General features: G+C 46.6%; 6 protein-coding genes and 1 pseudogene. All 7 read left to right on the top strand.

Translation table 11 applies throughout. From position 1 onward, the window contains the following. Positions 1–9 precede the first annotated feature (9 nt). The 7 genes and pseudogenes from LC073_RS06490 to LC073_RS06530 all read left to right on the top strand — a co-directional run bounded on the left by LC073_RS06490 (position 10) and on the right by LC073_RS06530 (position 15,834). Positions 10–3,621: a hypothetical protein gene (locus LC073_RS06490; RefSeq protein WP_226645172.1), complete on the top strand. Its 3,612-nt coding sequence runs from the start codon at positions 10–12 to the stop codon at positions 3,619–3,621. Between the two features lie 23 nt (positions 3,622–3,644). After that, the gene (locus LC073_RS06495; RefSeq protein WP_226645174.1) at positions 3,645–6,614 is read left to right on the top strand and encodes a glycosyltransferase; all 2,970 of its coding nucleotides are present in this window, start codon (positions 3,645–3,647) and stop codon (positions 6,612–6,614) included. Between the two features lie 37 nt (positions 6,615–6,651). Then, the gene (locus tag LC073_RS06500) at positions 6,652–7,998 is read left to right on the top strand and encodes a hypothetical protein (RefSeq protein ID WP_226645177.1); all 1,347 of its coding nucleotides are present in this window, start codon (positions 6,652–6,654) and stop codon (positions 7,996–7,998) included. Positions 7,999–8,973: 975 nt separating this feature from the next. Continuing rightward, positions 8,974–11,190, top strand: a complete 2,217-nt coding sequence (locus tag LC073_RS06505; protein WP_226645181.1) for a glycosyltransferase family 2 protein — start codon at positions 8,974–8,976, stop codon at positions 11,188–11,190. 768 nt (positions 11,191–11,958) lie between these two features. Beyond that, positions 11,959–12,216, top strand: coding sequence for an IS30 family transposase (locus LC073_RS06510; protein ID WP_226645184.1), 258 nt, complete (start codon positions 11,959–11,961; stop codon positions 12,214–12,216). 220 nt (positions 12,217–12,436) lie between these two features. Further along, positions 12,437–13,386 (top strand): annotated as a pseudogene (locus LC073_RS21900) (IS5 family transposase). Between the two features lie 717 nt (positions 13,387–14,103). After that, a complete protein-coding gene (locus LC073_RS06530) occupies positions 14,104–15,834 on the top strand; it encodes an SLC13 family permease (protein WP_226645191.1) in 1,731 nt (576 codons plus the stop codon). The last annotated feature ends 1 nt before the right edge of the window (position 15,835 follow it).

Consider the following 15,835-nt stretch of genomic DNA (forward strand, 5'->3'; position numbering starts at 1 on the left):
CAGCAATACATGTCGACAAAGGAACTGACGAAAATGCAAGCTGACCTGGCGATCAAACCGGCAATCAACTCCCTGGCCCAGAGCTCCATGTTCTGGAGACCAGACTACCTTCGTCCTTCGCCCTGGCTGGAGCATGTGCCGTTTCTGTTCTGGTTAGTGGAGGCGCACCAGCCGCGGATGGCGATAACTTTGGGAGTGGAATCCGGTGTTGCTCATTTTTCCCTCTGCCAAGCCGTGCAACGCCTGAGGCTGGATGGCCGTTACTATGTTACTTGTCAGCAACAGGGGGGGGATATCCCTCCAGACTTGGCTGAGATCCGAGCTTACCACGATCAGCATTTTGACAGTTGTTCTTACTTACTTGATAGCTCATCAACTAGTGCCGCGAGCCAGTTTGAAGATGGCGGTGTCGACCTACTGTTACTGAATCCCACAGCCGAGGAGAATCTAGAAGGTCTATTGACATACTGGCAGCCGAAATTATCCACTTGTAGCCTTGTGCTAGTGCCTGGTATTTCAAGGTGGGCTCCGGGATGCGAGGCATTCCGATCTTTTCAAGTACTTTCTCATAAGTATTCTACTTTTACTTTTCTTCATGGTGAAGGGTTAGGAGCTATCTCTGTGGGGGGAGAGTTAGGTCCGTTGCTGGCCAATTTATTTGAGCGGGGCGAAACGAACTCCTCACTGCAAGTGGTCAGGGATGTTTTTGCCCGCTTGGGACGGACCTGTAAAGACGCTCTCCAGGCCGGTGAGTACCAGCAGAAGGCAAAAACGTTGGAAGCCAACTTAACTGAGCAAAAAGATAAGCTTGGGCAATTGAGTTCAGATTATGAAAGTGCTCGTACTCAATTGGAAATCAAGCGACAGGAGTTGGCGGGTTTCAGCTTGCGAATGGAGCAGGCAGTGGATCGGCATGCCCAGGAGCGCGGTCAATTAGCTGAGCGGGTTAGTATGTTGCAAGAACTTCGCGATGAGTTGAAATCCGAAGTAGTGCAGCTTCGTCAGCGTTTGGATGAGCAGTATCGGCAGGTGAATGAGCGTAGTCAGCAGCTTTTGCAGTTACAGACTACTAGTGCCGAACATTGGCAGGAACTGGCGAAGTATCAGATCCGTTCCGAATACAGCGCAGACGAACTGAGCAAGGCACAGTCAGAGCAGCGGCGCCTGAAAGAACTATCTGAGCAGGGTCAGGTGGAAAGGACTGTGCTTTTGGCTCGTTTGGACGATCTGGAAAAAGAGTTGGCCGAGCGAAATGAGTTGGTTGAGCAACTGCGGAAAGATAATACTCGAAATGCTGAGAAAAGGCAGTCACAGGCGAAGGAAATTAACTCGCTTGGAGAGCAGTTACAGTTACTAGAAGCCAAACTTTCTACTGAGCAGAAATCTCACGGACAGCAGATCGAAGAGCTCACTGCTTTGGCTGAGCAACTTGAAGAGACTGAACAGAAGTGGTCAGAGTTGCAGGTTATCCTCCAAAAGCGAGAAGAGTCACTGGACACACAGCGGACCCTGAATGATGTCTTGAGATCCGAGTTAGCCGAAAAGGAACAACAGCGACAACAGGCACAAGATCGCGCGGAACAACTGGACCTGGATCTCTTAGAATTCAAACGTAATTACGAGAAAGTTTTTGTTGAGAAGAGAGAGCTCGAAAAACGGGTGCAGGCGCTACACGAGGAACAGCAGTTGTGGCAGCAAGCGCAAGTTCGTGCGGAACAACTGGAGCGAGAACTCGCGGAACTTGAGCGCAACTCCGAGAGTGCTATTTTGGAGAAGAACGAACTCGAAGAGCGGGTGCAGGCGCTACAGGAGGAACAGCATCTGTGGCAGCTGGCACAAAGTCGCGCGGAACAGCTGGAACAGGATCTCGCGGAACTCAAGCTCAAGTCTGAGAGCATCTGTGCGGAAAAGCAAAAGCTCGAAGAGCGGGTGAAGGCGCTACAGGAGGAACAGCTGCAGTGGCAGCAGGCACAAAGTCGCTCGGAACAGCTGGAACAGGATCTCGCGGAACTCAAGCTCAAGTCTGAGAGCATCAGTGCGGAAAAGCTAAAGCTCGAAGAGCAGGTGCAGATGCTGCAGGAGGAACAGCAGCAGTGGCAGCAGGCACAAGAACGTACGGAACAGCTGGAGCAGGATCTCGCGGAGCTTGAGCGGAGGTTGGAGAGTGTCTTGGCAGAAGAGAGCGAGCTTGATGAGTGGATACAGGCGCTGGAAGAGGAGGAGCGGCAGCGGCAACAGGCACAAAGTCGTGTAGAACAGTTGGAGCAGGATCTTGCAGAACTCCGGTGTGAGTCTGAGACCGCCGTTGCAGAAAAACAAGAGCTTGTAGGACGGGTGCAGCTGCTGGAGGAGGAAGAACAACTGCGTCAACAGGCTCAATGTCGTGCAGAACAGTTGGAGCGGGATCTCGCAGAGCTCCAGTGTAAGGCTGAGAGCGCGGTTGATGAAAAACACGAGCTTGTAGAACGGGTGCAGGTGCTGGAAGTGGAAGAACAACTACGTCAACAGGCTCAATGTCGTGCGGAACAGTTGGAGCGGGATCTCGTAGAGCTCCAGCGTAAGGCTAAGAGCACGGTTGATGAAAAACATGAGCTTGAAACACGGGTGCGGGTTCTGGAGGAGACGCTTGTCGAAAAAAATGCAACCCTTGAGGAGCGCTATAGGGAGCTAGCGGTCCTCACCGAGTTGCTTGATGAACAAGGGCAGAAGAAGGCAGACTTGGTGGCGCTTCATGATGAAAAAGGGCATGAATCAGCAGAGCGCATCCTGAATTTGGAGAGTACTGTTGATACCTTGGAGCGCCAGTTGCAAGAGCGGAACGCCGATCTCGGGCAATTAAAGAAATCCCAAGAAAGCCAGGCTGCAGTTGTCGATGGCTTGCGAGTGAATTTAGCGGAGAGGGAGACACAGAGTCAACAAGAGAAGAGGCGCATTCAGGAACTCGAGCAATCGCTTAAGTCCGCAAAGGAACAGCTGCAAAAAGCCCAGCAGACTAAACATGATTTAGATAAAGCTCGGGCAGACCTGAACTCCCGTTGCCAGAGCTTGGAGCAGGGCTTGCAGTCTATCGAAGGGGAACGGGATGCCCTTCTGCAAACGAAGCAGCAGTTGCAGCTCCGGGTACAATCGCTAAAGTCTGAGCTTTCAGACGCAAAAAATTCGGTCGATGAGCGTTTCAGGGAGTTGGCTTTGTTGACTCGGTTGCTGGAGGAAAAAGACGCGGAAATGGCTGCCCGGCGTATGGAAGCGGCGGGGGATATGATGGGGGCAACAGGGGGTGGTAGCCAAACTGCTAAAAAATATAGCCTGCCCTTCGGTAAGCGCTCCAAAAAACTGCGCAAGCAAAAAAAGGAGGTAGATCAGATCAATCAATCTGGCCTGTTCAATGCGGAGTGGTACCTAGGCTCCTATCCCGATGTGGCAGAGGATAAAAACTCAGCGAGTAATCCCGCCTTGCATTACTTGGAACTTGGTGCCTTTGAAGGGCGCAATCCAGGGCCAGAGTTTGATAGTCAGTGGTACCTGGACGCTAACCCGGATGTAAAAGACAGCGGCTTTAATCCGTTGGTGCACTATATTTCCATGGGGCGGAAGGAAGGTCGACAGCCGCTGCCTTGCTGAATGGAATTCAAGTCGTGCTTTGCATGAAGCGTTTTTGGGGCAATTTTAATGGGAAGCGCTCCAAAGCGATTGCTTCGGAGTGCGACAGCGCACCGATAGCCGCCGATCAGTTCGATCCACAGTGGTATTTACAAACCTATCCGGATGTCGCTGCCGCCGGGGTCGATCCATGGGTGCACTATATCAATCATGGTCGTTTCGAGGGCAGACAGCCGTACCGCAATCGCTCCCTTGCCTGGGAATACCATCTATGGCGAGGAGGAGATAAGTTGCTTTTGCCTCAGCTCGAGCAGTTGGCAGTAACGCCAGGCGCTACAAGTCAAGAGCGGTATTATGCAGCTTGGGCTATCGCACGTTGGTATGCCGCAAATGATGATTGGTCGAAGGTATTAAGTTCCCTACAGCAGTACCAAGGTGCTGCATACCCATATCCCGCCCACGTCGGCCCCTATCTGTTGCTACTAGAGGCCGCATTACAGCTTGGTCAATGGGGTATTGCTCAGAAAACATTGAGTACATTGTCGCAGCGCTTTCCTGGACAGGCAGAAGTAGCATTAGCCGAGGCCAACCTACTCGCATCGAAGGGAAACAATGGAGCAGTTTATAGGCAGTTGAGTCGTCGGCGTTTGAATGCAATCAATCAGGTTTTTTTACGGCACGGGTTATGTGAATTAGCGGGGGGGGAGAATGGAACTCTGGGCCTGGATTCGATTTACCCTGCAATGCGGTTGCCAATTTTGGAGGGGAGTGGAGGCCCCAGGGTTTCAGTAATTATTCCCACTTATAATGCCGCTAGAACTCTGACGACAGCCTTATGCTCATTGTGCGAGCAGACTTGGCGAGACTTGGAAATTTTAGTAGTAGACGATGCCAGCGATGATGGTACTTGGCAGGTATTGGAAGACTTTGTTCGGAATACCCGCTTGCGGTCTGGACTTGAAATTAGGTTGCTGCTTCATGAAAGAAATCAAGGGGCTTATGCTGCCCGCAATACTGCCCTGAAAGAAGCCAGCGGCGATTTGATTACCACGCATGACAGTGACGACTGGTCCCATCCACAAAAGATTGAGTGTCAGGTTAGAGCTTTAATTTCGAGGCCCGATAAAGTGGGCTGTACCTCTCACTGGGTGCGCACCACAGACGATTTGCATTTTTCCCACCGGCTGCCAGAGGAGAGTTGGGTCTACCGCAATGTCTCTTCATTGATGATTCGCCGATCAGTAGTCGAAATATTGGGTTGTTGGGATCGGGTTTCGGTTAATGCAGATACTGAATATTATTACCGAATACTCAAGGCTTTCGGTGAGAATGCTTTAGTGGAGGCTTTACCTGGTGTACCGCTCAGTTTTGGTCGCATAAGTGAAGGTTCTCTGAGCCGACGTGGTGAAACTCATCTCTTTACGCGTTATTGTGGTGTTCGAAAAGATTACGAAGATGCTGCTCGACGCTGGCATGCAAGAGCGGAATCTGTAAAAGACCTTTATTTGCCGGCAAACCCAGATTTTCGTCCTTTCCAGGCACCCTCGGCAATTTGCTACGAAGATAAGCCGGTGTTGAATCCCAACCCTATGGATATAGTGCAGCAGTCAGGATATTTCGATCCAACATGGTATTTGGAGCGATATTCGGATTTACAGGATTCACAGGTTGACCTGTTCGAGCACTATTGGTCAGTGGGTTCTGCAGAAGGGAGGGACCCAGGACCAGAGTTCAGTACCACTGGCTATGGGTACCGCTTTCCTGAAGCCAAAGATGATAGCCTACCAGCGCTCCATCACTACTTAACAGTGGGTCACTCACAAGGGGTAAAGCCCCTGGAAGAATTATCGGGGGCGCAGTCCCAACGACCGGGTGCCTTAAACTTATTGATCTGTGGACACCAGGCTGGAGAGTATCTTTATGGTGCAGAGCGCAGCTTGCTAGATGTGCTAGCTGTCTTGAATAAGTTGGATGTCAACCTAATCGTAACTTTGCCAAGTGCTATGAATACCGCCTATGTCGAGGCCATTAGGTTTAGAGCAATGGCAGTAATAGTTCTGCCCTATGGTTGGTGGAAGGCTGCACGGATTCCCTGTCCTCAAACATTGGCGCAGTTTGAAGTCTTAATTCAGAAATTTGATATTCAGGCTGTCTACGCCAATACACTGGTGCTTGATGAGCCATTATTGGCCGCTCGGGCCCTGAAAGTAATTACTTTAATCCATGTGCGTGAGCTGCCGTTTCAAGATGAAGCACTCTGCCGAACGCTGGGAGCGGAAGCTGCTTCTATTGTTGCTCGTGTTCAGGCCTTGGCCGATATTGTGGTTGCAAACTCGAAGACAGTGGAGCGGGAAATAGCGGCAAGAAAAAGTGTAATAGTACCGAATATCGTGGATATAAACCAATTTAAGAAGCCTCGCAAGTTGGATGCGGTGGAAAATAGGCTTGTACGCATTGCCTTGATCAGCAGTAACTCACCGAAAAAAGGGGTGGCAGATTTTGTGAAATTGGCCGAGAAACTGGAGCAGCGTTCTATTCCCGTATCCTGTGTGTTGATTGGGCCAGAGAATGACTACACGAGGGACTTACGTTCACGGCAGCAGAGTGGCGAGATTGCACAATGTTTACAATTTGCTGGCTATGCCGCAGGTCCTCAGGAGGCCTTGGTTCAGGCTGATATAGTTGTGAACCTGTCACACTTCCATGAATCATTTGGGCGCACGGTGCTAGAGGCCATGGCTGCGGCTCTTCCGGTAGTAGCCTATCATTGGGGTGCGCTGCCGGAGCTTATAGAGGATGGGAGTACCGGTTTTTTGGTGCCATTTGGTAGCGTGGATGCAGTCCTAGATAGGGTTACTGAATTGGTTTTGAATAAAAATCTACGCCAACGCTTAGGATACGCTGGCCGTAAGCGAGCAACACAGTTTTTCAATGAGGCCACAATGCTTGATCAGCTCGCTATAGCGCTACAATGGATGCAAAGTATGGGTACTCGTAGCACTGAAGTATTTTGAATTACCGGTTTGACTAGGCCCTGGTAAACAACGAAATATGTATCACATTTCTTTAAAACTACTGACTGATGCCTGTCCGGGCGTATTTCGGTGGTGCTTAGACTACCCTCGGCATGAGCAGCGTTTCGATACCAAATCATTAATGGGGTCGGGTTTGATGTTTCAGGGATGGGTACTGGGTGAGGAGAGGACTAACTTAAGACCCTTTGTAAAACTCGCAGAGAAAAAAATCTACTTAGGACTAGATTTTTCTCGTCCGGATGTTGTGCGCAAAGTGTTGGACAAGGCGCCGGAAGGGCACTCACAACTGCGTTGTGGCTTTCGTACGACGATACCGATTGCTACGGACAATGGTGTTTTCGGCTTCGAAAATGCCGGGATTGAATACGACCTTATTCACTTTTCTGTTGAAGGAAGCTTGAAGATCCTCGAGGGGCGGGATGGTTGGCTATTTCTTGACAATGATACCAACCAGAGTGTCGAACAGTTTTGTGGGAAATTGTTATTAGACCGGCTTGGACAACAGGCATGGTTAGACTACCTGGACTCTCTTCAAGAGCTGGCAAAAAAGTGTTGCTGTGCTTACGCTGTGCTGATTGCGCCAGCTAAAGAAATGGTGATGTCGGATTATTACCCCTATCCAAAGGGGCTTGTTACCCCAATAGAGCAGGTAGAGAAATTAGCACGGCCAGACCACAAAGTGGTAAATCCGGCGGAAAGAATGCGGGTATCAAAGGAGCGGATGTTTCGAGTTTGCGACACCCACTGGACTCACAGGGGGGCTCTATGTGGCTTAATGGCTATACTGGAAACTTTGGGGTTGGATGTCGCGGGCATAGAAAAACTGTTTGAAAAGGATAAGTTCAAGAAGTGTTTACAGGCAGGAGATTTAGGAAACAAGATATTCCCGAAGAGGGCTGCGCAAGAATGGGTGCTGAGTGGTATTTCCTACCGAAAATGGGTGCAATACGATAACCACTTGCCTAACATAGGCCGGGTGATTATCACACAAAAAAAGGATGCCTTAATATCGGCCAAGTGTTTGATCTTTGGCTCCTCCTCCAGCTATACCATGTTGGACTATATCGCTAGGGTTTTTTCCGACTTGGTCTTCGTGCATTCGGCTGGGAATATCGATATTTCTTTAGTTACATTAGAAAAACCAGATTTTTTGATTGCCCAAACAAATAGTCGTTTTGTGATTCGCCCACCAGTAGTCGGATATCAACTTGCTGATGTAATAATGGAGAAGTGGTCAGAACTTGGCGAAACAGATCACGCAGAAGTGGCAGGTAATCAAGCTCATTGGGTTAAAAGTGGAATTCCGGAGTCTGGCGCTTACTATCATTCTTTGTTTGCCAATAAGATTTTATTAAATAGTTAATGGGTTTCCCAAAAACGATAACAGATTGCTAATTATTATTTAATAATGGTAATTTTGGTGAGTCATTAGGTTTACAATTTTACATTCTTGTAGGCAAGGCTGCTCTGTTTTAAATAGTCACTTGCAGTTAAATCTTCGAGCATATAAGGTTTGTTGGTGATCGATAGCTATCTGTTGTTAATGAAATATATACATGTAGTAGCTGGATGCCTATCTTTTTAGAATGACTGATTTCTTATTGTTATTTTAGTTTATGTTTGTAGTTCGATATGAAGGTTGGTTGTGGAGTAAGTCGTCTTGTATTTTGATAAGTTGCAGCTGTGTTAGTTGAGGCTTGAATAAAAATAATTTACAGATCCGTGTTCTTGCTGCAAGCCTTAGTTGAGTGGTAGTCAATATAGTTGGTAGAAAGTTATTGGGTATTTTCAAGAAGCAGGTTTGTGTAAATAGTTAATAGCGCACGAATACGGCACAGGTAGTTTGCTTGTGGACTGAGAGGGGGCGGCAAAAGGTTCATGTTGACAGTAAATGGAAAAGCAGCGTTATTAATATTGTGCTATAAAAAGGTGGCTTTGGCGGCAGTCAATCCAAATATGAAAGGCTTAACAAATTTATATTTAGGTGGATGCTATACTCTTGATTAGTAAATATCTTCCTGTTAGTTAGAGAGCGGCCTACCTTTTTTGTTTCGGGCGCGTATTATTTTCTTAAATAATGATATTTATTGTGAATAATCAATGAGAAAAATCTAAAGAATGTTTGGCGTGATAACGGCAATTGGGCGCTATGGATCAACTTCAAAGTGCTGTACCCTTTGGGAAGAATCTTTGAGTAAAAGAAATGTTTGTTTCCAAGGAATTTTATTGGGAAGTTATAAATGTCGAAAAAGTGTAAGTTTTTCCGCGGCCTGCTAAGTGATCTTTAGATCAAATCACAATTTCAGTCAAAGCTCTATAAAAAATAAAAAGGGAGCTTATGAAACTGTATATGGGGACTGAGCGTCTTGAAATTGCTATCCCTCACTTGACCAGATATGATTTGCGGCCCCTGCTGCGTCCGATTCAGGGGCTAACAGCCATACCTAGCGCTGATGGTTGTATTACTTGGAAATCGACCTCTAAACAATCAAAATTCTCCATTGCAAAAAATGGTTTTGCACGTGGTTGGTATATGGTGGAAGTTTTGCTTGAATCAGATCAAACCTTCTTGGATAGTGCCTTTGTTCTTCAGCACGAGGGGGGGCGCAAATTCCAGCAGTTGCGCTTACCTATTCGTACTGGCCGAGTATCCAAGCGTCTGATCTGGTTTGCTCGGGGTGGGGAAAAATTGCAGTTTTCTCCAGTGCAATGTGAATGTGAATTTTCTATTCGCCACTTAACTCTAGTGCGAGTATTCCTACTGTTTGCTCGCGATCGAATGCGCTCGCGTTTGAAGAACCGTAAATTGCGAGTGCCGCTCAGGCTGACAAACCGCTGGGCATGTTACGATGCGACTTTTCGGCCCGCGGGTGTACGAATCTCCTACCGAGGTTGGGTCAAGAAAATAGAGCCAACCTATTGGCCCGAATTGCTAGAAGCTTATGGTACTGTAACTTTTTCACTTTTAATGCCGATTGATAAATCTGATACATTAGATAATGTACGGAATACAATCGATTCTATATTGGCTCAAAATTGTAAAAGCTGGAAATTATTTATCATTTTGTCCGAAAGCAGCAATAGAGAAGAATTTACCGGGCTTAATGCTTTTATCAATGCCGATAATAGGATAAGGCTGATTGATGTAATTGCAAATGGTGATGAATATACAAAGATAGTGGGAGCCGACGCCTACCAGCTGATGTGCCCACCTCGAGCTGTGCTTGCTCCTAAGGCTCTGTCCTATTTGCAGTATGTCTTGCAGAGGATGCCACACGCCAAAATTATTTATGCCGATGAGGATACACTCAATGAAGCCGGGCGGCGATGCTTGCCAGTTTTTAAGCCCGCCTGGAATCCAGATCTGTTCTATTCCTTTAATTATATTGGTGAATTTGTTCTTTTTGCGCCCGGCATGTTAGATCAACTCATGCCAATAGAGATCGCTGGTGAAGAAGCATGGGACTACTCGCTATTTCTTCAGGCGATACGCAAGCTAAAGGATCCGCAGCGCGAAATTGTTCATATTCCGAGGGTCCTTTTTCATCGCCAGAAATCCTCCGATACCACGTTGTACTTAGAAAGTAGTAAACGTATTTTGAAGAAATATTTTATTGGGATAGGGTGTAGGGACGTTGAAGTGCAGACTGAGGAAAAATATAGAGCGCTTAAAGTAAGTTGGCCTTTGCAAAAAGAAGAACCCTTGGTATCCCTTTTGATTCCTACGCGGGATATGCTAACTATTCTTCGGCAATGTATCGATAGTATTCTTGAGAAAACCACCTATAGAAACTATGAAATCTTAGTTTTGGACAACCAAAGCGTTGAGCCAGAAACACTTAGATATTTTAGGGATTTGAAAACTCTCCCCAATGTGAGGGTGCTTAAGTACGATGCACCATTCAATTACTCAGCGATCAATAATTTTGGCGTGCAGCATGTTCGCGGGGAAATTGTTGGTCTAATCAACAATGATATTGAAGTGATAACACCTGACTGGCTAAAAGAGATGGTCACGCATGTAATAAGGCCGGATATTGGCTGTGTGGGTGCCAAGCTTTATTATGGCGATGGCCGTATCCAGCACGCTGGTGTCGTGGTTGGCCTTGGCAGATTAGCTGGCCATGCCCATAAATTTTACTATCGTCATGAATTGGGCTACATGAATCGTTTGATATGCACACAAAATTTTTCGGCGGTTACTGCAGCCTGTTTATTGGTACGTAAGAGTGTTTATGAAACAGTTGGTGGGCTAGATGAAAAGCATTTTGAAGTGGCTTTTAACGATGTTGATCTCTGCCTGAAAGTGAAGGAGGCAGGTTATCGCAACTTATGGACGCCTTGGGCTGAAATGTACCACCATGAATCCATTAGCCGTGGTATTGATAATACGCCGGAAAAGCGGGCTAGGTTTGATCGGGAAGCTATGAGCCTAAAGAGTAGATGGTCGACGCATGAGGGACAAGACCCATACTATAGCCCATTTTTAACTCACACTAGAGAAGACTTTTCTCTGGGTTTAAACGAGAAAACAAAAGCTCCCTTGTGGCGCTGACTGATTTAATCAATCAACATAAGTCTAAGCTGCTTGTTGGCACGGTTGCCAGCCTAGCAAGGCTCCAATATTTAATTTTATTATGCTTATGGGACGCGAATCCTAAATGTCCTGCATTCAACCTTGAAGTGCATCAGTTAATCACCCGGAAAAGAATGGTCAGCTGAAGGTAACATCAGCCCCTTCTTCTACGCCAAAAGATTAAATGATAACAATAGCTACCGACAGCTGACTGAAGAGAGGCGATACCATATCTAGGCACTAAAAAAAGTGAATGGAGCCAGAGGGCAATCGCCAAGGAGATTGGGGTTAGCCAACCAGAACTAGTTCGTAATCGAGGTAGAAAAGGTTACCGTTATAAGCAAGCTCAAAGGATGATGTAGACAAGCGAGGAAGCCAGCAAAGATACAGTGCACTGATAGAGAGCAAAATGGAGCCAAGGGGCGAATTTCCGGCTGGTTAGAGCAGGAAGAAAGCTTGCCAATTAGCCATAAAACCATTTACCTGCTTATCTGGGCTGGTAAGCAGTCTGGTGGGATTCTGTACGAAAACTTACGGCGCAGGGATAGACCCTACAACAAACGAACTAATGGAAGTCAGCTCGAGGGTACATAAAGAACGCCATCAGCATCGAGCAGCCTCGAAAATTTGTCGATGATAAATCTCGCATCAGAGACTGGGAAATTGATACCATTATAGGTAAAGGCCATAGCGGTGACCTGGTCACTAATGTAGATCGTAAGAGCAAATTTATTCTCTCTCAGCAGGTTGGACGCAAGACGGCAGAGTTGGTTGCTCAGGCTACCAATGCACTACTTGAGCCGTATATATAGGCACTTAGTACACACCATTACCGCCAATGACGGCAAAGAATTTACTCTAGATGAGAATATTAGTGAGGCTCTGGATGCGCAGGTCTATTTTGCGTATTTGTATTCCTCTTGGGAGAGGGGCCTGAACGAGAATACTAATGGCCTGCTACGCCAGTACGTTCCTAAGCAAGCGGACTTCAAGTTTATGAAATAAGCAGATGTCGGAGCGACTGTTGAGCATTTAAATAATCGGTCCAGAAAAATATTGGGGTATAAAACTCCTCGACAGAGAATGGGAGAATATACGGCTGCCGCAGCAGCCTAAAAAATGATGCAATTCAGAGTTGAATTCAGGTGTTAAGTGTTCTAGGGAGTTTCTGAATAATTTCGAGCTAATTTAGTAGTACCCAGCTATCCGTCAAGACTACGCATGAATCATGCGCCAAGCCACCTTTGCTGAAGCAGAATATAATCTAAAGCGCTGCAAAACTCGCCCTGAGAAGTTTCTTTCTTAGGTGCATGCTCTCTTCCCATGGAAGCGAAGAGAAGCCAAAATAGAGCCTTGTTATCCACTAAGTAAGCATGGCCGACAGCCGTATCCATTGAGTGTCATGCTGCACATCTATTGCATGCAGTTATTTTACAATCTCAGTGACCCTGCTATGGAAGATTCACTATGTGAGATTAATTCTATGTGTAATTTTGCCAGGTTGACTTTGAACGGCCCAATTCCCGATGAGATAACGATTCTTAACTTTCGCCACTTCTGGAGTTGAATCATCTGGGTACCACTCTTTTTGAGGAAATCAATAAACAACTTACTGACAATGGTATGGTGTTGCGTGAAGGTAACATAGTAGATGCTATTATTATCTCCGCCCCAACTTCGATTAAGAATAAAAAGAAGGAGCGCGATCCAGAAATGCATCAATCCAAAAAATAATCAATGACATTTTCGAATGAAGCTGCATATCGGTACAGATGATGTCCTCGGGCTCATCCACAGCCTCGACACAATAGCCGCTAACTAACATGATATTACTGTGATGGGAAAGCTACTGCATGGTGAAAAGAAGCGAGTTTGGGGAGATTCTGGCTACACAGGTGCGAAATGCTTAAAGAGCACAACTCTAAAGAAGTGAAGTGAAACATTGCAGAGAGGCGAAATCACTTTAGATACCATCCGGTAAAGAAAGAGTTTCGAAGTGTCGAAAAGATATAGATGCAGATTCGGGCAAATATAGAGCCCCCATTCCGATATATAAAAATCATCTTTGGATATGAAAAAGTATGCTATCGAGGTTTAAAGAAAAACACCCAGCGCTTATGTTTGCTGTCCGGCTTTACCAATTTTTTAATCGGTAAAAAATATCTGCTTACCTAGGGTTAGTGCGCCTGAAATCTACTAAAATTGGATTTTTGGTCATGAAAATGGTGATCGATGGTATGAAAAATTAAAACCCGAATAAAAAAAACATTTTTAGCTGTATAAGGCGTAAAGTAGGAGTAGAAGCCTATTAATCAGAGCTTCCTTAGTTCTGAGGTTCGGCATATTGAGTTGGTTAGTCGTGTAATTGGGACATCAAATTAACTGTTTCGACTGAAGTCTGTCTTTCAGGCCCTGAATTTACTTGTGGGTATTGATACGTCTATGCATATATTGCATCTGAAAGTTACTGGTATCAGCCTGCATGGGTTCAGCGCCAAGCTCCTTAGCAAATCTCAGATAAGGTTTCTAGGAGCTCGTCAATCCCTAGATATAAGTCAGTGCGTGAGTAAGCACATAAATCTAGGTTGTGTATAAGCCCCAAGGAGCTGATATACTAGTCACTGTATGAAAAACAACCAAAATAAAGCTCATAAGTCTATATTGATGGTGTCTGCACTGCTGAGTATCCTTTCTTGTAGTCACATGTAATGAAGTTGCTGGATTAGTGTTTATTACCCGTTCCGTTGATGGAGGTAGCTAGGTAAATAGCGAGATTAGGGTATAAGCAGTTAGCGTTGGGTGCCGGCATCAGATTTAGTATAGTTTGCCTTCTCCAAAGATATGTTTCAGGCGAAGTATCTACTTCGGTAACCAAAGTGGCCCCCCAACGTTATGACTTTTTCCCAATTCTTTGTTGCTAGCACTTTTGTTCTGGTTATCTTTACCCTGATTTTTACTCGTGTACGCCCCTCTTTGGTCTTCGCCTCAGCCGCATCTGTTTGTTTTTTGACCGGATTGGTGTCTGTTGAGTCTGTATTACAAAAAGCCGTCAATCCCGGGCTGGTTACACTGGTTGTTCTACTGCTAATTTCAATTGGGCTGGAGAAGGCTCGCTGGCTCAGGGCGATATCTGATGGGTTGATTGGAGGGACGTTGAAATCCAGCCTACTCAGGCTTATAAGTGCGACTGCCTTAAGTTCGGCTTTTTTGAATAACACGGCTATTGTTGCGGCCCTGGCATCTAGCGTTAAGGCCCAACGGCGGCACCCTTCAGGCAAGCTGCTGTTACCGCTGTCCTATGCGGCCATTCTTGGGGGAACGTTAACTTTGATTGGTACCTCCACCAACTTGATTGTGAATAGCTTTGTGTTGGATAGAGGCGTGGCATCCTTGGATTTTTTTGCTTTTCTTCCTATTGGCAGCGCTGCGGTCTTGGTTGGGCTTGTGGTATTGCTTCTATGCAATCGCCTGTTGCCTGAGGGAGCCGCTGTAGAAGAAGAGGCGGCACAGTATTTGCTGGAAGCCGAAGTTATTGCAGACTCGCCTTTGGATGGCCGTAGTGTTGAGCAAAATAACTTACGCCAGCTCGAAACACTCTATCTAATAGAAATTGTTCGCGGAGGACAGAGTATTAGTCCTGTGGCTCCCACCGAATTAATTCGCAGTGGCGATAAGCTGATATTCAGTGGGGATGTGCGCGACCTGCAAAGGCTCCAGTCTATTGAGGGGTTGCATTTGTTCGCCTTGGATGATGATGCCCTACATATGGATCTCACCGAGGTCGTACTGACCCCGAACTCTAGTATCACTGGTGAGACTCTGAAAAGTTGCCAGTTTCGCACTCGCTTCGATGCAGCGGTGGTGGCAATGCGTCGAGGTGGTGAGCGCCTGTCCGGCAAATTAGGGGAGATACAGCTTCAACCTGGCGATGCCCTCCTCTTGGCGGTTGGTCAGGACTTTAAGCACCATCGTAATATTGATAAAAACTTCTACGTGATCAGCGGCACAGATGTACAGCGCCAACTATCTCGTAGGCACAGCTGGTTGCTGGGGTTGGGATTTGCCAGTGTGGTGGCGGGTTCGGCTTTGGGGCTCTTCTCTCTTTTAAAGGGGTTGGTGGTATTATTGGGCTTCATGGTGATATTGAATATCGTCACCACTTCTGAACTTCAACGACGCTTTCCTTTCCAAATTTGGATCATTATTGCCAGTGCGTTAGTTTTAGCCGAAGCTTTTTCCGGCAGTGGGCTCGCTGATAGTCTCGCGCGCTCAATGAGGGATACCCTCCAGGGAGCTGGGCCATTGGCTGGAGTTATCGGTATTTTTTTATTGACGCTATTGCTAACAGAACTGATGACCAATAACGCCGCAGCGGCACTCACATTCCCATTAGCCTGGAGCCTAGCCGATAGCTTCGGGGTTAGTTGGATGCCGTTCGTGATGGCTGTAGCTTATGGGGCTAGTGCAAGCTTTTTGACCCCTTTTGGTTATCAGACCAATTTAATCGTACAAAACCTAGGTGGTTATCACTTGCGCGACTTCCTACGTGCAGGTTTACCCTTGACAATTGCCTACTCATTAACGGTCCTAATATTATTACCAATAGTATTTCCTTTTGAGTAAT

The sequence above is a fragment of the Microbulbifer variabilis genome, assembly GCF_020524905.1.
Lineage (GTDB): Bacteria > Pseudomonadota > Gammaproteobacteria > Pseudomonadales > Cellvibrionaceae > Microbulbifer > Microbulbifer variabilis_A.